The sequence below is a fragment of the Virgibacillus alimentarius genome, assembly GCF_017874635.1.
GTDB classification, from domain to species: domain Bacteria; phylum Bacillota; class Bacilli; order Bacillales; family Amphibacillaceae; genus Virgibacillus_B; species Virgibacillus_B alimentarius.
On sequence record NZ_JAGIKX010000004.1, the window covers coordinates 98,326 to 116,422 of the forward strand.

The following is an 18,097-nucleotide window of genomic DNA, read 5'->3' on the forward strand; positions in this document are numbered from 1 at the left end:
GTTACTGGTCTAGTTTGTATTGCCTTTTTTAAACAATTTGAACCTTGACAATCAAATATCTAATCATTTTTCTCTTGACATATCACCGCAGGTCTTTACGCATTATTTTTAATGAAGGAAAATAAAAAAATCTAGTGATGATCTGTTCGAATACTACCCATGAATCTCCTGTCCATGTACTGCCAGTGCTGCCTCACCAATTGCTTCAGCAAGTGTCGGATGCGGATGGATGGTACTTCCAATATCCATCGCTGTTGCTTCAAGCACTTGCGCAAGCCCTGCTTCCGTTACCATATCGGTTACATGCGGGCCAACCATATGTGCGCCTAGTAGTTTGTCTGTCTTTTTATCTACAACCAGCTTCACGAAGCCGTCCGGAACACCAAACACGAGTGACTTTCCTATGGCCCGGAAGGAGAACTTCCCAGTTTTCACCTCATATCCTTCTTCCTTCGCCTCATCCTCCGCGAGTCCGACACTTGCGGCCTCCGGACTCGAATAAACACATTTTGCTACAAGGGCAGAATCAAGTGGGGATGGATTTTTTCCTGCCATATGTTCAACGGCAATCATCCCTTCATGTGAAGCTACATGAGCAAGCTGCAATCCGCCAATAACGTCTCCAATGGCGTAGACATTTGCTTCATTTGTCTGGTAATGCTCATTTACTTGAATGAATCCGTGGTCTATTTGCACTTTCGTATCTTCAAGTCCTATATAATCAGTGACCGGTGCACGTCCTACTGAAACAAGCAAGCGATCAGCAGTAAATTCTTTTTCCTTTCCTTTATGTTCAGCCTGAATGGATACCCCATGATTTTTCTTTAACGTTTCGGAAAGTACTTTTGCACCTGTTATTATTTTTACACCTTTTTTCTTCATTAAACGTTGCAGTTCTCTTGAAACGTCTTTATCTTCCGCTGGTAAAATCCGCTTTGCATATTCGAGTACGGTTACTTTTACACCGAAATCATTTAGCATGGAAGCCCATTCCATTCCAATTACTCCTCCCCCTATAACGAGGATAGATGCGGGCAACTCCTCCATATTCAAAGCCTCATCTGACGTCATGACATACGTCCCGTCCACATCAAGACCGGGAAGCGTTCTCGGACGTGACCCGGTTGCAAGAAGAATATGTCGAGCTGCTAAAAATTCTTCTCCACCGTTATTTAGCTTTACCGAAACATCCTTTTCTCCTGTAATGACACCTGTTCCTTCATAAACATCAATTTTTCCTTTTTTCATAAGATGTTGTACACCTTTGAATAGACGTTCCGTGATTTCTTCTTTACGAGCTTGCACTTTTGAAAAATCGAGATTCACCTCAGGAGCAATCACTCCGAAATTTTCTCCGTTTTTTGTATTCGCATACACTTCAGCACTTCTCAGCAAAGCTTTACTGGGAATACAGCCTGCATGCAGACAAGTTCCTCCCAGTTTTCCTTTTTCAACGACTGCAGCTTTTAAGCCTAATTGCGAAGCACGAATCGCTGACACATATCCCCCCGTACCTCCACCAATGACCACTACATCGTAACCCTGTTCCATCATTTATCTCTCCTCTTCCGCTAACCCCGTACTTGATTCCATCTATTCAAGGATATTTATTGGAATATTCCGTAAATTGTAAGGTTTCGTATGACACGTGGCATAAATGGATGGCCCCTTGCTTGGGCCATCCATTTATGCCTTACTTTTTTACACCTTTACTAAATCATGATGTAATGGATATGCCTCACAAATTGCGCTTGTCACCTCTTTGGAACTCGCAATCATTTCAGCATTTCCTTTGCTCTTAAGGACGTCCGCGATCACTTTAGCAATCTGAACCATCTCTTCTTTCCGCATTCCACGTGTCGTAAGAGCCGCTGTTCCAATACGTACACCACTTGTTACAAACGGGCTTTCCGGATCAAATGGAATCGTATTTTTATTAACCGTAATTCCCGCTTTCTCAAGCAATGCTTCTGCATCTTTTCCAGTTAAATCCCACGGACGCAAATCGAGCAAAATCAAATGATTGTCGGTTCCGCCAGTTACTAAAGATGCTCCATGCTTCATCAATTCCTCACCTAGCGTTTTTGCGTTTTCCACGACTTGTTTCGAGTAATCTTTAAAAGCTGGATTTAGCGCTTCTTTAAAAGCAACTGCTTTAGCAGCAATAATATGCATTAAAGGACCGCCCTGGATGCCTGGAAACACCGATTTATTCATTTTCTTTATCGTATCTTCATCATTTGATAAAATGATTCCACCACGCGGACCGCGTAATGTTTTATGTGTTGTACTTGTAACCACATCCGCATATGGAATCGGGGAAGGATGAATCCCTGCAGCTACAAGACCGGCAATATGTGCCATATCAACCATCAATTTGGCACCAACCTGATCTGCTATTTCGCGAAACTTTTTAAAGTCGATGGTTCTTGGGTACGCACTTGTACCTGCAATGATTAATTTTGGTTTTTCCCTTTTTGCAATTTTTTCAAGCGCTTCATAATCAATCAGTTGGGTATCTTTATCCACACCGTAAGAAACAACTTCAAACCATTTTCCAGATACACTTACCGGACTTCCATGTGTCAGATGCCCCCCGTGAGATAGGTTCATTCCCATGATTTTATCGCCAGGCTCAAGCAAAGCAAAGAAGGCTGCAAAATTTGCCTGTGCACCCGAGTGGGATTGCACATTTGCATATTTCACGTCAAATAGTTCCTTCAATCGGTCAATTGCTGCTTGTTCTGCAACATCAACATATTCACATCCTCCGTAATACCTTTTCCCAGGATAGCCTTCTGCATATTTGTTTGTCATCACACTGCCCATTGCCTCAAGTACATCTTGACTTACAAAGTTCTCCGATGCAATTAACTCCAGTGTCTCCAATTGTCGTTGTTGCTCCTGCTTGATTGCCTCAAAGATGGTGGCATCGTTTTTCTGTAAACTCATAAGAAATCCTCCTCCTATTTTTTAAAGTCCATCTTTAATCATTGGAATTTTCACTCTTTTTATACCCTTCCCATCCTTCTCGCTTTCTGCTTATCAAAAAGAACATAAAAAGGACAGAGAAGGGTAAAAGATCTCCCTTCTCTGTCCTTTCACCTGAAAGTTTAACTCTATCATTTGATAAAGCCTTCCCCTTTGGTGGCGTTTCATACGCGCTCTCCAGAGATGCGTCTTATTGTGGTTCTTCTACCTGAGAGATTTGTTCCAAGGGAATTTTTTGGAACTTGCTCCTTCGGTGGCTTTCACTTAGCACTCTCCCACAATCGTTAACCGCTTTTTGTTTATCATAATCAAAAGATGGATGATTGTCAAACACTAATGTGAATTTTCTTAGAACTTTGATTGGATCGATTTTCAAATTTTCCATTTACACTTTAGCAATCGTTGGAAGCCGTTTTGTGAGTCTTTCAATCGATTTATCTGCTTCACGCAGTACAATATCTTTATCTACCGTCTTAACAATGCCCTTATCCATCACCATTTTTCCATCAATGATCGTTGTTTCTACATCTGCTCTTGTTGCAGCATACACGATTCTTGAAATTGGATCTACGTTGGAGGAAGGGTATGTGTGAAATTGATTTAAATCCAGAATGGCTAAGTCTGCTTTTTTACCAACTTCAAGACTTCCAATTTCATCATCAAGACCTACTGCCTCAGCTCCCCCAATTGTAGCCATGCGGAAAACCATTCTGGCACCCATAGCAGTTGGACCATGCTCTGGTTTTTGTATGATGGAAGCTAATCGCATTTCATTAAACATATCCAGATTATTATTACAAGGTGCACCGTCTGCTCCCAGGCTGACACTTGCTTCAAGTTCTAACATATCCGGTACATCAGCAATACCAGAAGCCAGTTTTAAATTAGAACCTGGACAATGACTCATTTTTACCCCGCGCTCTTTAATAATACGTTTTTCCTCATCATCAAGCCACACACAATGTGCCAATATAAGATCTTCATTTGCAAGACCAATATGATCAAGATAAACCACATTCCTCATCCCTCTTTGCATTTCTACAATTTCAATTTCGCCTCTGTTTTCCGAAGCATGTGTGTGTACTTTCACGTTATATTGTTTTGATAAATCTCTGACCTCTTTTAAAAGATCTTCGGTACACGAAACGACAAACCGTGGACAAAATGCATAACGAATTCGTCCATTATCGTGATTGTTCCATTTTTCAAGCAGGTCGACACTTCTTTGGATTGAGGAAGTTGTATCTTCCAGCAATAAATCAGGAAGATCATCCCCCATATCCATCATTACTTTCCCTGCCAGGCAGCGAATACCACTTTCATCCATCGCTCGAAATGCAGCATCTGTGTGATTTACTGTTTCCATATCCACAATTGCTGTCGTACCACTTTGGATTAATTCACCAAGTCCAAGCATGGCAGAATAATAACTGGATTCTTCATCGTGCGATGCTTCAAGTGGCCAGATTTTCTTCTGCAGCCAATCCATCAGTTCTAAATCGTCCGCTTGACCGCGGAACAGTGCTTGACAAAGGTGTATATGGGTTTGGATGAAACCCGGTATAACCGTTTTATTTTTTGCATTAATTACTTTATCAGCCCCGTAATCTAAATTTCTGCCAATTTCTTTTATTCGGTCATTCTCTATATATAAATCTCCTTGAATGATTTCCTCCTGCTGATTCATCGTGATGATTTGTACATTTTTTATTAAAATTGTAGACACATGTTTCACACCCTTTTAATAAATCTCTTCTCTATCACTTTTCTCGTATTCCACTTAGATTTCCTTCTTTCACATTGCTAAATTGCTCTGCCAATTTTTTATAAAAATCAATCGATCGTAAGTAGCTTTTAATATCCACATATTCATCTGGCTGATGGGCCAGCTTCTCATCTCCTGGTCCATAGATCAGGGTAGGAATTTTACTTTCAGGATTTAAAACTGCTCCATCTGTATAGTAAGAAACTCCGTGAACATCATCTCTATCCAGCTCTTTTATCTCCAGTGCGGTTGAAATGATCGGATTAGCTTTATCTGTACGTATCGATGGGCGATCCAGTTCGGTTTCCACGAAGAATGCTGGGGCTCCGTCACCGGAAAGTAAGGTCGTTAGTTTTTCATTTATTTTAGCTAGTAATTGTTCATGTGATTGAGGAGGGACAGATCGGATATCAATACCTAGACTGCACCGATCTGGTATCACATTTGTTTGTACACCGCCATCTATTTTTGTTACTGCCATACTACTCGTCCCTAAAGATGCTGCGGAGATATTCCAATCTGATTTTAACGATTCAATCATCTCCATCACCTTTTGCGACCATTCGACAGCATTTATACCTTCCTCAGGCATTGAACCATGGGCAGTTTTCCCGCAAAGGGTAATGTTTAGCCAAAAAGCCCCTTTATGGCCGATTACTACTTTTTCTTTCGTTGGCTCACCGATGACCATTGCCTCAACATCTTCCAGATTCTGATCTTTCAAATATTCTCTTGCACCACAACTATCGACTTCTTCTCCCGCTGTAGCAAGGAATACAATATCTTTTTCCAACTCTTTCTGCTCTAAAAACAATGACTCGACGGCTAAATACATGGCACAAAGCCCACTCTTCATATCTGACGTCCCGCGTCCGTATAGTTTCTCTCCTTCTATTTGCGCAGAAAAGGGAGGGGATCTCCACGGCTGCTGGCCGGGAAGAACCGTGTCCATATGTCCACAGAAAAGTAATTTTCCTTGCCCTTTTCCTTTTAAATGGATCTCTAAATTACTTCTGTTTGATTCAAACGGAGTTATATGATAAGGGATTCCTGTTGACTCACATCGTTTAGCTAAGGCTTTTGCTATTTCATGCTCATTCCCGGGAGGGTTTGAACTATCAATTTGAATCATTTCCTGAAGAAAACGAACAGCATCATCCATTTAGTTCGCCTCCACAATTTGCATCTTTAGTGATGTAACGTTCCATCCGTTTACAGGAGCCATGTCCTGTGAGCATGTGGAGCAAGCGATCACAACTTCATCAAGTGCCTTCAGACGAACGTAATCACCTGGTTTAGATAAAGGTTCACTGATTTCATAATCCCCTACATCATTTAACACATTGTTCATAAATAAGTTGATCGGATCAGGCACTGGCTCATTACCTAAACCAAAAGAATTTAATGCATTTTTTAAATTATCGTGGCAGTTTGGATGATCATCTTTGCCGTAATCCACTTTATAGCGATAATAATCACATGCAGGGAAGAAAAAGTCATGTTTACCAACCGTATCTTGCTCAAATGTCATCAACGGACGACGCCTGTTACTATATAAATAATCTCCTTCTTTAAGGCGTATACTACTGAGAGAAGCTCTCATATGAACGGGCGAGACAAACTCTTTTGGATCGTTTCGATTAAAACATACAAAATCACCTACCTGTTTCCCGTCAACATCAATAATAAGTACCTCTTCACCCGGATGAAGAACTGCACTTCTACCTTCATAAGGCGGGATCAGGATTTCTTCTTTCATTCTTTCACGTTGTGAATGAACCATTACATACACCCCTCATCCATATATAATCCAGTACATTAATCTAAAAATACGGCAACCGCTCTGACCGGAGAACCCGTTCCTTTGCGGATTTTTAGCGGCAGTCCAAAGTATAAAAACCGTTTATTTGCAACCTCATTTAAATTGGCGAGATTTTCCGTGTTCGTCAACCCATACTCCTGGCATACTTGGTGTCCCGAAAATTTTTTATCCTTGGGATTATCAATGGCCGGTGTATCAATACCAAAGTTTACAACCCCTTTTTCTGCTAGCCATTTTGCTCCTTCGTAATCTAGACCAGCGTGACGATACAGCCAATCGTCTGTCCCATAAGAGCGGTTGTAGTGTCCTGTATAAAGGAGAACTATGTCTCCTTTTTCAAGTACTTGTTGTGATTTACGAAGTGCATGCTCCAGCTCATTTGGCGTAATATATCCATCGGGTGAAATATGGGATACATCGAGACAAATAGCAGGTCCGTAAAAATATTCCAATGCCATCTCGTCAATGGTTGGTCCATTTGGATCATATTCAAAAACAGCATCGGAATGCGTAGGACCGTGTTCACTTATAATTAGATTATTCGTACAGAATGGGAAGCCCATTTGTTCAATGGATTCCTCATGTGTCATGTTCCGAAAAATCATTGTTTTTTGATGGGGCGGAAATACTGGCATTCCCTGGTAAATTTCTTGTGAGAGATCGACTAATCGCACTCCCATTATTTACTCCCTCCTTGTTCTACTACAGGCGAAAGCACTTCAAATTGATCAACATCAATTAATCCCATATCGGTTATCTTCCATTCTGGACTTGTTACAAGCGACCAGAAGGAAAGATGCATAAATGGTACATCCATGCCACAACCAAGCTCTTCGCTTGCTAAACGCGTAAGGTCCGCTATTTTTTCACTTAATTCAACGCCTGTTAATTCATCCGAAATTAAGCCACCAACTTTAAGCGGCAGGTCTCCAACGACTTTTCCATTTTTTATCATGGCAATTCCGCCTTGCATCGCAATCACTCGGTTAACTGCTGTAACCATATCTTCATAGTTGGTTCCAGTAACAATAATATTATGGGTATCATGTGCTACACTTTCTGCGATCGCTCCGCTTTCAAGCTTGAATCCATTGATAAACGCTTTACCTATGTTACCGGTTCTTCCGTGTCTTTCTACAACCATTAGTGGAAGGACGTCTTGCTGCAAGCAAGGCTGTACAACACCATTTGACACATTCAGATTGAATTCCTGTTTCCCTGTTAAATTTTGAAACGGAATTCCTACTATGGAACGAACGCGCGCTTTGCTTCCACTTGCTTTAATATGAAGATCTTCAGCTTTGATAGGAGTTACTTTAACAGATTGTTTTACACTTTCTGGGTAGGCGTAAGAACCCAGTTCAATCGTCATTTCCCCTTTTTCAGCTGCAAGTGTACCATTCAAATAGACTTGATCAATGACCATTTCATTCAAATCACTGATTACGGCCACATTTGCTTTTTTTCCAGCAGCCAGCACACCTACATCTTTAAATCCAAAATGTGTAGCCGGATTAATGGTTGCCATCTGAATTGCTTCAACCGGATCAACTCCTTCAGCAATTGTTCTGCGGATAATATCATTCATATGTCCGTCTTTTAGCAGATCTTCAGGGACCATATCGTCAGAAACTAAAATAGCCCGGCGAGAATCCATTCCTTCCTCGGTTACAGCACGGATACACTCAGCCATATTCCGTTGGGATGATCCTTCACGCATAAATACACTAACACCTTGTCGGAGTTTCTCCATCATTTCTTCTTTCGTTGTTGTTTCATGACAAGAGACATGCGTTCCTCCCCCAATAATATGTGCTGCAAGTTCTTTTCCAAATAACCCTGGTGCATTGCCCTCTACTGTTTTTCCAATACGATTTGCATACGAAACAGATGCAATTAAATCATCGATTAATTCCGGAGCATGATGATAGACAGGATGGATATTACTAAAGCTTTGAATTTCACCGATCCCTTGAACATATGGATCGTTTAAAAGTTCTTCCATATGCTTGGAATTAACATCAAAGCCAGATGTCTCCAGTCCTGGTGCATCCGGAACTGCACAAGGTACTGTAAACAAAATTTGGTTTGGTAGTGTTTTTGCTTCTTTTATCATCTCTTGCATTCCATGTACACCTAAAACGTTTCCAATTTCATGTGGATCATTAATGATCGTTGTTGTACCGGTTGGAATAGAGAGCCGAGAAAATTCTGTGGCCGTAAGCATGGCACTTTCAAAATGCATATGGGAGTCAATAAAACCAGGTGAGATAAATTTCCCTCTTACATTTTCAACTTGTGTCCCGTCTCCAATCAATTCACTCACGTCGCCGACAAGAACAATATGCTCCCCCTTCATCGCCACATCTGCTTCATAAATTTCTCTTGTTACCGTATTGATTACATAACCACCTTGAAGAACAACATCAGCAAATTGATTGGAATCTAGCAGTACATCGATAAGCTTTCTCCATTGAATTGCCTCTTTTATATTTTCAGCCTGCATTTTCTTTGTCATCCTTTCAAATCCTCGTATTCTAAACTATCAATAATACCTACGATTGCTGCATCCACCGGGGAATCTTTATTAGACATTGACCGGGAAGCCATACTCCCCCTAACAAAAATCACCTTTTCGCCAATCCCCGCTCCAACTGTATCCACCGTTATAATTGGCTGAGCGTTAAGGGGGGCACCATTTAAATCGATCGGCTGTGTGATTAATAATTTCGTACCGACCAAGTTATCATCTTTCCTCGTTGCCGTAACTCTTCCAGCTACAATTCCCATCTCCATGTTATTTCCCCCTTGTCACTCGCTGATCTCGATTTGATATTTGTTTGCTGTATCTCTTGCCAGTGGTGTAATGATTGTTCCTTTTGTTCGTTGGATATACCTCTGACCAGATGCAGCGAATTTCATCATTGTTTCGGATGTAATGATTTTTTTCTTTTGTTTTTGGTAAGTGGAATGTATAAAATGAAAGATCTGATCACTATCATCAAATAAATGAATGCCAAAGCCCCGTAATTCTTGTAATTGATTTTTCATCTTATGCTTGAAGTAGGATGTGCCTTGATTTAGTCCTGAGTCCTGCCAAATGGTATGATAGGGATCAGCACCTGCAGACAAGGCACTGACATTCCTGCCACTCATCAATGCAAAGAGCAGAATTCGAATTGCGATATGACGATCATTAAAGCGCATTAGATCGGAGACGACGGAAAATGGTAAAACGGGTAGCAAAAAATGATCAAAATCTTCTTTATGCATTGCAGCCTGATCGAATGACAGCAAGTCATCGTTTTTCATCCGTTTAGCAAGATGATTTATTTGGTAATGTTCCAGTATGCTAGCGTCCAAGCATACACGAACGATAATCCCATGTTCACGAAGCATTTTTAAAGCCTCTAAGCCTTCGTCCATCCCATTCATATGATAGAAAAGAAGCGCAAGTACTCTACTCTTACGTACATTTGCTGCCTCTTTTCTATTTCGATTCATTAATTCCTGCAAAGTTGTTGATACAATTGCACTTTGCCGGTTAAGCGACAAGCTTATTCACCTTTTGAAAGCAGTGCACGTTCAATTTCATTATGTGGTCTAGGGATGACATGGACGCTTATCAACTCTCCAACACGACTTGCTGCATCTGCACCTGCATCAGTAGCTGCTTTTACAGCACCAACATCACCACGAACCATCACAGTTACCAGTCCAAAACCAACTTTTTCATAACCACAGATTTCGACATTCGCAGCCTTTACCATTGCATCCGCTGCTTCAACCGCACCTACAAGTCCTTTTGTTTCTACTAAACCTAATGCTTCACCCATTTGTAAACCCTCCTCATAGTGTTTGAAATACATTATGCTTTCTTTTCGTCATTGCTATTTTTTTGATTTTGTGTTTTTTTCGCAGACGAAGTCTTTTTAGCTGTTGTATGCGCCTTCACTTCTTTTGCTGGTGCTTCATCCACATTTTCTTTCTCAGCCTTTATTTTTGAAGCTTTTTCCGTCGGCTGATCCGTACTGTCTTCTTTTTCATGAAGAAGCGATTTGGATTCTTCCAACAAAGAAAATTTACTTAATAAATGATCATTCACGTTCGAATGGGCACGCGGGATAACATGTGACGAAATAATTTCACCCACTGCCTCACCTGCCTTATTTCCCGCTTCAACCGCTGAAGTAACAGCAGCAACATCACCGGAAAAGTGTACCGTCACTCCAACATAACCACTAACTCCGATTACTTTTTCCATACCAATTATTTCAACATCTGCAGCTTTCACTGCCGCATCTGCGGCGGACACTGCAGTTGAATATCCTACCGTTTCGATAAGACCAAGTGCTATCAATGATTCATCTCCTCCTCTCTACACCAAACCCGTTATCACCCACGTTACGTGCTTATCAATCGAGGTGCTTCTTTTTTCAGCGCTGTAATCAGTTTTGAGACAACTTGTTCATTTCCAGTTAAAAGTAAATAACATTGTTTTATTTCAAAGTTAAATGAATCTTCTTTAAATTTTTTTAGCAAGAAATCCATCAAAACGATCCCTTTGTAATAAGGAACTTCTTCTAATAAAGCAATTGCATCAACGGCCCCCACATGAAGCTGTTTTGACAGCCATGTGCTTGGCGATTTTTCTAGATATGTCTCGTATTGCTTTAGTGACCTGCGATTTATTTTTTGATAGGCATCCTTCATAATCCGCTCAAGACGGTCTACATCGTCATCATACAATTCCGCTCTAAATGGAGCATTGCCGTCAACATTCCATGATAAATCACATGTAATACGTTGATTATTTCTGATAACCTCATTAACTAATAGTAAATAACTTGGCAAACAATCCGGCATAGCGATGACGCCAACTGCCGAAGCTCCTTGTGCCCGATTAAAATTGTTTTTTAGCTCTGTCGGTATGTTTGGGAAAAATAATACATGACCCCCGTTTTTTACAGACCCAATGACTTTTGCACTTTTTTCTCGAGGACCACCTGAATAATGACTTCCTCCCGTCATTTGCCCCTGTGCTAATGACAATGAGCTTAATTTAGAAATTGATGCATCGTTCAATTGTTTCGGTGACATCGATCTGGAACGAGTTGATTCAGAAGCTCTTTCTTTGATCCGGCCTGAGAGATTGGAAGCACTCGAACGCTTATTTACAGCATTTGATCCTTTTGCTGCAAAAGAAAGCCTTTTGTCCTTCTTTATTTGCTGGTAATTGGGTCGTTTAATATTGGCAAGAGGCGAACTCGGGTTGTTTCTATTCCTATTCACCGCCTGTCTATTTGTTTGATTTGTTCGATTGGATACAATTGTTTTATTTCCTTTGATCACTTCCTGTACGACTTGCTTCATCATATCCGACATTCCTTACACCTCCTTCGTTAAAGAATTTTTTTCAGCTCAGGATGGGCACGTGGAATGACATTTGACGAAATAAGTTCTCCACCTGTCTTGGCGGGTGCTAATCTTCCAACTTCAACTGCAGAACTTACATCGGCAACATCTCCTTCGATAACAACCGTTACTAAGCCTGATCCGACTCTTTTTAAATCTACTAAACGGATGTTTGCAGCTTTTGCCATCGAATCCAATGCTTCCACAGCTGCCGTAAGCCCCCTCGTTTCGATTAAACCGATTGCGCTCATCATCTTGTTTCTCTCCCATCTGAATCAAAATCTTGCAGATAATCTTCTAAGTTAATCTTATCAACCGGGATATATGCTCTTCTGTATGCTTCTTTTTCACTTAATGGATAGGTTGCATCGATGCCCATTTTAGCACTCGTTCCCCGCAGATTATGGGACGATTCCAGGGGGGAACCTTTTGCACCGGGGACAATAAAGATATCTTGATCGGCTTGACACCTCGTTGCTATCGCCCATTCCACGTCCTCTGGGTCAAAAATATCAACATCTTCATTGACAACAACCACGTGTTTTAAGTCTTTATCACTGGCAAATGCAGCTAATGCTGCTTGTTTCGCATCTGCGTCCGATTTTTTATCAATTTGAATGATTGCATGAAGGCGCGCTGCAGCTGCAAGCGTCACATGAACTGCTTTGATATTCGGTACAGTTTGTCTTACTGTACTAAGTAATACCATTTCACGAACCAAACACATCGGAAGCTTTTCTTCAGAGCTAGCTGGTAAAATCGTTTGTGAAATAGGGTTATTTCGGTACGTAATTGCAGACATTTCAACGATCGGCTGTGGCATATTCCCGCCGTATGTTCCACCTAATTCTGCAAATGTACCTTCATCGTCTCGTTCATGTGGAATAATTTTACCTTCCATGACAATTTCGGCCTCTGCGAGTACTTCTAAGTCAACCGTTTTACATGGAACGACGTCGAGCGCTTGCCCTAGTAATCCGCCCGCTGCATCAAGTTTATCTGCATGATACAGATGCGTGCTAAACTGGGAAGTCAATACGATGGCCGGAATGACACCAAACATGACTGCCACTTCTAAGGCCTCTCCTCTTTCTTCACATTGGGCAAATTGCCGGCCGAGTTCTGGGGAGGTAATTGTGATATTTGTACGGTTCCCACCTATGAATCCCATCCTGCGAATGGAGGTATACCTTTTCTCACCCTCAGGGTCTTTCACTACTAAGACTCCTGAAACATAATAAGGTCCGCAATCTTCCGCATGGAAAGTGGGAACGGGGAAAAAGTCATCCAAGTCAAATGGTCCCATGACAACATTTTCATGAACCGGTCCATGCGAAACTAAATTTGTTGGGATTGGACGAACGAGTGCATGGATCATTCTAGGTATCAGCTCTGATTCGTCTGCACCAATGCTATCTGCCATTAATGTGCGACTGCCTCCCAATCCCGCAACCATTGGGACATTATAGCCTTTAACCTTTTCAAATAAGAAGGGTTGCTCGCCTTTTTTGGTCTTCACCACAGCTCCTAGTTCATATTTCGCATTCACTTCTTTTTTTACTTTATATAGTAGTCCCCTTGCTTCCCAATCAGAAAGCAATTCTCTTAAGTTTAAAGGGGTCATTTCTTCTCCCCCCATCTCTCCATTAATTGATGTTCAATCTTTAATTCATCTAGTATTCTAGCTACCATAAAATTGATTAATTCCCATATTTCTGTTGGGTGATGATAAAACCCTGGACTTGCTGGTAAGATGTGAACACCTGATTCGGCTAATGTCGTCATATTTCGCAAATGAATGACATGAAATGGAGCTTCTCTTGGCACAATAACAAGGTTACGTTTTTCTTTTAAAACAACACTAGCAGCCCTGCTTAGTAGAGACTCTCCCATTCCATTTGCTATCGTCCCCAGTGTATTCATTGAACACGGAACAATAACCATTCCATCTGTTTGAAAAGAACCACTGGCCACAGGTGCAAATAGATTTTGATTATCATGTACGGTTGCAAATTGCTTCAACTCATCCATTGTTATGCCGCATTCATATTGCATTACCTTTACTCCCGTTTCGGTAGCAACTAAATGGGTTTCAATTCCCAATTGATGAAGCGCACGGATCAAAGTATAAGCATACAATGATCCGCTAGCTCCTGTTATACCTACTACAATTCTCATTGAAGATCCCTTAAACAGTTAATTGACCTTGGGAGATTTTGTTTTTTATAGCTTCCTTATATGCATCTACGGAAAGTATTTCTCCAAATATACCGATATCAACTAGACCTGCTTCGTGCATAGCGTTTGTTTTTGAAGCTGTTGCATCCGACAGCGCAACTACGTTGTAACCGTTATACAATGCATCTGATGCTGTACTACGCACACAAACGTTCGTCCATACGCCAGTAACAACCACTGTATCAATTTGCTCCTCTCTCAAGAAAAGATCAAAATCTGTAAATGTGAATGCACTATGACGACGTTTTTGAACGATGTAGTCACCTTTCTCTTCTTCTGGTTGTAATTCAGGAATAAACTCATGACCCCAAGTTCCTTTAACCGCGTGAACTGGACGTACTCTGAAGTCAGCATCGTTTTTACGATGTGCTTCTTGAATATGAACTACTTGAATATCATTCTCATGACAGAAATCCATTACATCTCTAATTTTAGGGATAATGTCACGTCCAGCTTGCCCACATTCCATTACGGACCCTTCCGGAATAAAATCATTCAACATATCAATAATTACCAATGCGTGCTTCTTTCCTTTTACTTCAGCCATTTAAAACCATCCTCCCTCTCAATAATGAAGCCTTTTTATAGCTGTCATATTTTAAGCACTTATTTTTAGTTCGTTACGAGTGCTTTTTCAACTCGTTTATATGCTTCTGCAGCTTTGGCATTTTCTTCATACGTTTCATACTTTATTTCGCGATCCAATCTTTGGATGCTTTGTCTCTTAACAAACTCACCGTATCCTACATCTCCAACGATACCGCCATTATCTTCATCATAAACGACATTACCGCGTACAATGGTTTGGATGGGCTTACCCTTTAGCTTCATGCCATGGAACGGGCTGTACTTCGCCATTGTTTCCGTTTTCTTTTCATCAATTGTATATTCACGTTCAAGATCAATGACCGTAAAGTCTGCGTCACTTCCAAGTTCCATCGAGCCTTTCTTAGGATAAATACCATTATGGATAGCAGCATTTCTACTAGTAACTTCTACAAAACGTGATAAAGACAAACGTCCTTTATTTAGACCTTCACTAACAAGAATTGGTACCATTTGCTCAACGCCAGGAAATCCAGGGAAGCTATTCCAGATATCTGAATCTGGAGCGTCTTTTTCAGTTTCGATTTCATATGGCGCATGATCCGTACCTACGAAATCGATTGTTCCATCAGCAAGGGCTTGCCAGTGAACCAGGTTATCTTCTTTTTCACGAAGCGGAGGAGCAACTTTTGCAAATGTGCCACGCGCTTCCAAAGCTTCATCTCCAGTTAACACAAGATAATGTGGGCAAGTTTCAGCCGTTATTTTTACACCTCGTTTTTTAGCATCACGTACAAGCTTCACTCCGTCCTTAGAAGTCATGTGCACAATATGCACCCTTGCACCTGTAGCTTCAGCAAAAGTAATAATCATTTCAATTGCAGTTTTCTCAGCAACTACATTTCTAGCGTGTCCCCATGCTGGGCTGTCAAGACGACCTTCTTTTTTCAACTTTTCAGTATAGAAAGTGCAGATATCATAGTTTTCGGCATGTATCCCAATTGGCATGCCTGTTGGTGCGATTTTATTGAAAATTTCCAGCATTTCCGGGTCTGTTACCTTAGGGAAACTTGGAACTGAAGGTGTCATATAAACTTTAAATGCAACGACTCCTTCTTCAATTTGTGGATAAATATTATCCAGCAAGCCTTCTCTAACATCTTCGCCTGTCATGCCTCCCCAGAAGCAGTAATCAATATACGCTTTATCCTTGACTGCTGACAATTTCTTATGAAAGCTTTCAGCATCACGAACAGATGGTTTACTCGTACATGGCATATCGATATGAGAGGTTAATCCACCTGCAGCTGCAGATCTTTGTCCAGTTTCAAATGTTTCACGATGTGTAAACCCAGGATCATTGAAATGTGTATGTGGATCAATACACCCCGGAACAACAAGATTTCCTTTCATATCAATGGTTCTATCCGTAGAGATACCCCTAATATTGTTCATGATCCCAGCGATTTTTCCATCATTAACAAGAATATTTGTTTCTACCTTTCTGTCTCCTTGAGGTATTACTGCATTTTTTAATATTAAATCCATAAATGTTTTTCTCCCCTTTCAAAATATCGATGTGTTCTTCAACATTCTGCTGCTTTCTGTTATAAAATCCGATAGAACCTAGCTAAGCTGACCATCTCATGAATCATCAAAAGGATCGTTCCACTCATCGTGTGTTTCGATTCGTTTCTCCTCCAATAACAGACAGAAAATATCGTTGCGTCCAAAAACAGATTAATATTTTATATTTTTCTGTAAATTATCGGTATATTACGAGTCAAAAAATTTGTTTCTCCATTTTTACAACACACTTAAGCTTTTGGTTGCCAGGATATCTTAGCGTCAGTTCTTGTTCACCTCCTTAACAGAATAAACTTTTATTCGTTATTTTGTTTTTATATATAAAAGAACCGCAGATTCAGATTGATTTCCCATACCAAACACACTGGTATTTTTGGAATTCAATCAAATCTGCGGTTCAATTAACATCCGTAAACAGAGGTTATATGTAACCGCTCCGATAACAGTGCCAGAACAAAAGCGACCCTGCGCGATTGATCTAGAAATGTTAAAGAATTAAGTTATGATTTGTTTTTTATAATTTTTCGTTAAAATATATGACACAACATGCATGCTCACTTTTGGTATCATAATCTTTGAGAACAGAAATGACCGTTCTACCTGTTAATTCCTCTACGCTATCCCTTAGCTTGAATTTAAATTCAGAAATGAGCGCTGCATCCGCATAGGTTGTTAATTCTTTAAAGTTTTTACTTAATGCTTTAAAAGCTTGAACACGTTTATGTTGAGCAAAGATAATAATCCTGTCATCAAGAATTAAAATCCGTTGACTTCTAACCCCAGTCGCATAAAACTCTTGATTAATCTTATTATAAACTTGGGCGATCTTTTTTTTTAGTGTTCGAGACTCGGTTGAGGTAAGTGTAGTATTCAATATCCTTTCCCCCTGTCACTATCTATACTAATGAATTCGCTTTCATATGTCAAGGGATTTTTTACAAAATTTGCATTTAACAAAAAAGACTGAATTATTACGGGATTTCATCACATGGACCTCTCCTAATTCGCTTTCCGTATTCATTTTTGTCGAAAGTAGCCCTATTCTAATTTAGATTCCTATTTTTTTGCCTTTTAATCGGATAATGCTGGCAATTGATAGATTAGAAACCTTTCAGAAGGATCTTGCTTGTACCATTTTGGTAGAATGATTTCTTCTTTCCTTTCAAATATCGTGTGGTTTTCTAAATAATAGATATAATCGTCTGAAGCATAATATAAAATAAGCTCGACGTCTCTATTTGCTATTTCCACCGATCGCAGAATATTGTTAATCACTTTCATAAAAATTGGCAGGGAAAATGGGTTGAAAAAGTAAAAACGATTGTCAGAGGCATCAATCGGATACTTCTGTGCTAAACAACAATAAAACGCTATACGCGCATGATGCTTATTCATTTTACGTAAATAATTATTTTTATTCGCAGTGGCGGCTTTATATAATGCCTCATCCATTTCAATTCCTTTTACATGAATACGGCTGAAATAGTGAATAAAAAAGCTTAATCTCCCTTTACCGCAACCAAAATCGACCATACAGTCATCTTTTTTAAATGCATAGCTTTCAAGCAGAGCCTCTAATGCTTCATAGGCGGTTGGTTCATACGGATAGTAGTGTTGTGCGTCATCCGATTCTTTTTGATAGATTCCTGTTTTAATATTTAATAATTTTTCATAATAATGCTGTTTCATTTCCTACACCGTACCCTGTATTTAATGTAGAAGAAGTGCTCCCT

19 protein-coding genes and 1 riboswitch are annotated in these 18,097 nt (G+C 40.2%); all 19 genes read right to left on the bottom strand.

Translation table 11 applies throughout. The features are described 5' to 3' along the window. Window positions 1-153: 153 nt before the first annotated feature. The 19 genes from lpdA to J2Z81_RS04835 all read right to left on the bottom strand — a co-directional run bounded on the left by lpdA (window position 154) and on the right by J2Z81_RS04835 (window position 18,053). Complete coding sequence (gene lpdA, locus J2Z81_RS04745) at window positions 154-1,551, bottom strand: dihydrolipoyl dehydrogenase (protein WP_226370823.1); 1,398 nt, start codon at window positions 1,549-1,551, stop codon at window positions 154-156. Between the two features lie 150 nt (window positions 1,552-1,701). Further along, window positions 1,702-2,952: a serine hydroxymethyltransferase gene (gene glyA, locus J2Z81_RS04750; protein WP_029267028.1), complete on the bottom strand. Its 1,251-nt coding sequence runs from the start codon at window positions 2,950-2,952 to the stop codon at window positions 1,702-1,704. Window positions 2,953-3,177: 225 nt separating this feature from the next. Next, a riboswitch (glycine riboswitch) is annotated at window positions 3,178-3,279 on the bottom strand. Between the two features lie 97 nt (window positions 3,280-3,376). Further along, the gene (locus J2Z81_RS04755; RefSeq protein WP_029267030.1) at window positions 3,377-4,717 is read right to left on the bottom strand and encodes a 5'-deoxyadenosine deaminase; all 1,341 of its coding nucleotides are present in this window, start codon (window positions 4,715-4,717) and stop codon (window positions 3,377-3,379) included. A 34-nt stretch (window positions 4,718-4,751) separates the two neighbouring features. Then, window positions 4,752-5,918, bottom strand: coding sequence for a M20 family metallopeptidase (locus J2Z81_RS04760; protein WP_029267031.1), 1,167 nt, complete (start codon window positions 5,916-5,918; stop codon window positions 4,752-4,754). Next, the gene (locus tag J2Z81_RS04765; RefSeq protein WP_226370824.1) at window positions 5,919-6,539 is read right to left on the bottom strand and encodes a DUF1989 domain-containing protein; all 621 of its coding nucleotides are present in this window, start codon (window positions 6,537-6,539) and stop codon (window positions 5,919-5,921) included. It abuts the gene before it with no gap. 35 nt (window positions 6,540-6,574) lie between these two features. Beyond that, window positions 6,575-7,258 (bottom strand): cyclase family protein, encoded by a 684-nt coding sequence (locus J2Z81_RS04770; protein WP_029267033.1) that lies wholly within the window; start codon window positions 7,256-7,258, stop codon window positions 6,575-6,577. Beyond that, window positions 7,258-9,096 (bottom strand): adenine deaminase, encoded by a 1,839-nt coding sequence (locus J2Z81_RS04775; protein WP_226374299.1) that lies wholly within the window; start codon window positions 9,094-9,096, stop codon window positions 7,258-7,260. The genes J2Z81_RS04770 and J2Z81_RS04775 overlap by 1 nt, the downstream gene beginning before the upstream one ends. After that, window positions 9,093-9,374, bottom strand: coding sequence for a EutN/CcmL family microcompartment protein (locus tag J2Z81_RS04780; RefSeq protein ID WP_029267035.1), 282 nt, complete (start codon window positions 9,372-9,374; stop codon window positions 9,093-9,095). Before J2Z81_RS04780 ends, J2Z81_RS04775 begins: the two co-directional genes overlap by 4 nt. Before the next feature lie 15 nt (window positions 9,375-9,389). Next, window positions 9,390-10,133, bottom strand: a complete 744-nt coding sequence (locus J2Z81_RS04785; RefSeq protein WP_226370825.1) for a hypothetical protein — start codon at window positions 10,131-10,133, stop codon at window positions 9,390-9,392. Window positions 10,134-10,135: 2 nt separating this feature from the next. Then, a complete protein-coding gene (locus tag J2Z81_RS04790; protein ID WP_029267049.1) occupies window positions 10,136-10,414 on the bottom strand; it encodes a BMC domain-containing protein in 279 nt (92 codons plus the stop codon). 32 nt (window positions 10,415-10,446) lie between these two features. Further along, window positions 10,447-10,938 carry a BMC domain-containing protein gene (locus tag J2Z81_RS16060; RefSeq protein ID WP_084178965.1) on the bottom strand — a complete coding sequence of 164 codons (492 nt, stop codon included), beginning with the start codon at window positions 10,936-10,938 and terminating at the stop codon, window positions 10,447-10,449. 44 nt (window positions 10,939-10,982) lie between these two features. Continuing rightward, window positions 10,983-11,963 (bottom strand): hypothetical protein, encoded by a 981-nt coding sequence (locus J2Z81_RS04800; RefSeq protein ID WP_226370826.1) that lies wholly within the window; start codon window positions 11,961-11,963, stop codon window positions 10,983-10,985. 17 nt (window positions 11,964-11,980) lie between these two features. Further along, window positions 11,981-12,244, bottom strand: coding sequence for a BMC domain-containing protein (locus J2Z81_RS04805; RefSeq protein ID WP_084178988.1), 264 nt, complete (start codon window positions 12,242-12,244; stop codon window positions 11,981-11,983). Then, window positions 12,244-13,617 carry a UbiD family decarboxylase gene (locus J2Z81_RS04810; RefSeq protein ID WP_029267055.1) on the bottom strand — a complete coding sequence of 458 codons (1,374 nt, stop codon included), beginning with the start codon at window positions 13,615-13,617 and terminating at the stop codon, window positions 12,244-12,246. The genes J2Z81_RS04805 and J2Z81_RS04810 overlap by 1 nt, the downstream gene beginning before the upstream one ends. Continuing rightward, window positions 13,614-14,171: a UbiX family flavin prenyltransferase gene (locus tag J2Z81_RS04815; RefSeq protein ID WP_029267057.1), complete on the bottom strand. Its 558-nt coding sequence runs from the start codon at window positions 14,169-14,171 to the stop codon at window positions 13,614-13,616. The genes J2Z81_RS04810 and J2Z81_RS04815 overlap by 4 nt, the downstream gene beginning before the upstream one ends. 10 nt (window positions 14,172-14,181) lie before the next feature. After that, window positions 14,182-14,778 (bottom strand): cysteine hydrolase family protein, encoded by a 597-nt coding sequence (locus tag J2Z81_RS04820; RefSeq protein WP_029267059.1) that lies wholly within the window; start codon window positions 14,776-14,778, stop codon window positions 14,182-14,184. A gap of 65 nt (window positions 14,779-14,843) precedes the next feature. Then, complete coding sequence (gene allB / locus J2Z81_RS04825) at window positions 14,844-16,325, bottom strand: allantoinase AllB (protein ID WP_029267062.1); 1,482 nt, start codon at window positions 16,323-16,325, stop codon at window positions 14,844-14,846. Between the two features lie 553 nt (window positions 16,326-16,878). Continuing rightward, on the bottom strand, window positions 16,879-17,238 hold the full coding sequence (locus J2Z81_RS04830; RefSeq protein WP_226370827.1) for a Na-translocating system protein MpsC family protein: 360 nt from the start codon (window positions 17,236-17,238) through the stop codon (window positions 16,879-16,881). A 197-nt stretch (window positions 17,239-17,435) separates the two neighbouring features. Further along, window positions 17,436-18,053, bottom strand: coding sequence for a methyltransferase (locus J2Z81_RS04835; RefSeq protein ID WP_226370828.1), 618 nt, complete (start codon window positions 18,051-18,053; stop codon window positions 17,436-17,438). Between the last annotated feature and the right edge of the window lie 44 nt (window positions 18,054-18,097).

Coding starts and splice junctions, on each gene's coding strand:
- lpdA (WP_226370823.1), bottom strand. CDS start 1,551: ATGGAACAGGGTTACGATGTAGTGGTCATTGGTGGAGGTACGGGGGGA.
- glyA (WP_029267028.1), bottom strand. CDS start 2,952: ATGAGTTTACAGAAAAACGATGCCACCATCTTTGAGGCAATCAAGCAG.
- J2Z81_RS04760 (WP_029267031.1), bottom strand. CDS start 5,918: ATGGATGATGCTGTTCGTTTTCTTCAGGAAATGATTCAAATTGATAGT.
- J2Z81_RS04765 (WP_226370824.1), bottom strand. CDS start 6,539: ATGGTTCATTCACAACGTGAAAGAATGAAAGAAGAAATCCTGATCCCG.
- J2Z81_RS04770 (WP_029267033.1), bottom strand. CDS start 7,258: ATGGGAGTGCGATTAGTCGATCTCTCACAAGAAATTTACCAGGGAATG.
- J2Z81_RS04775 (WP_226374299.1), bottom strand. CDS start 9,096: ATGACAAAGAAAATGCAGGCTGAAAATATAAAAGAGGCAATTCAATGG.
- J2Z81_RS04780 (WP_029267035.1), bottom strand. CDS start 9,374: ATGGAGATGGGAATTGTAGCTGGAAGAGTTACGGCAACGAGGAAAGAT.
- J2Z81_RS04790 (WP_029267049.1), bottom strand. CDS start 10,414: ATGGGTGAAGCATTAGGTTTAGTAGAAACAAAAGGACTTGTAGGTGCG.
- J2Z81_RS04800 (WP_226370826.1), bottom strand. CDS start 11,963: ATGTCGGATATGATGAAGCAAGTCGTACAGGAAGTGATCAAAGGAAAT.
- J2Z81_RS04805 (WP_084178988.1), bottom strand. CDS start 12,244: ATGAGCGCAATCGGTTTAATCGAAACGAGGGGGCTTACGGCAGCTGTG.
- J2Z81_RS04810 (WP_029267055.1), bottom strand. CDS start 13,617: ATGACCCCTTTAAACTTAAGAGAATTGCTTTCTGATTGGGAAGCAAGG.
- J2Z81_RS04815 (WP_029267057.1), bottom strand. CDS start 14,171: ATGAGAATTGTAGTAGGTATAACAGGAGCTAGCGGATCATTGTATGCT.
- J2Z81_RS04820 (WP_029267059.1), bottom strand. CDS start 14,778: ATGGCTGAAGTAAAAGGAAAGAAGCACGCATTGGTAATTATTGATATG.
- allB (WP_029267062.1), bottom strand. CDS start 16,325: ATGGATTTAATATTAAAAAATGCAGTAATACCTCAAGGAGACAGAAAG.
- J2Z81_RS04835 (WP_226370828.1), bottom strand. CDS start 18,053: ATGAAACAGCATTATTATGAAAAATTATTAAATATTAAAACAGGAATC.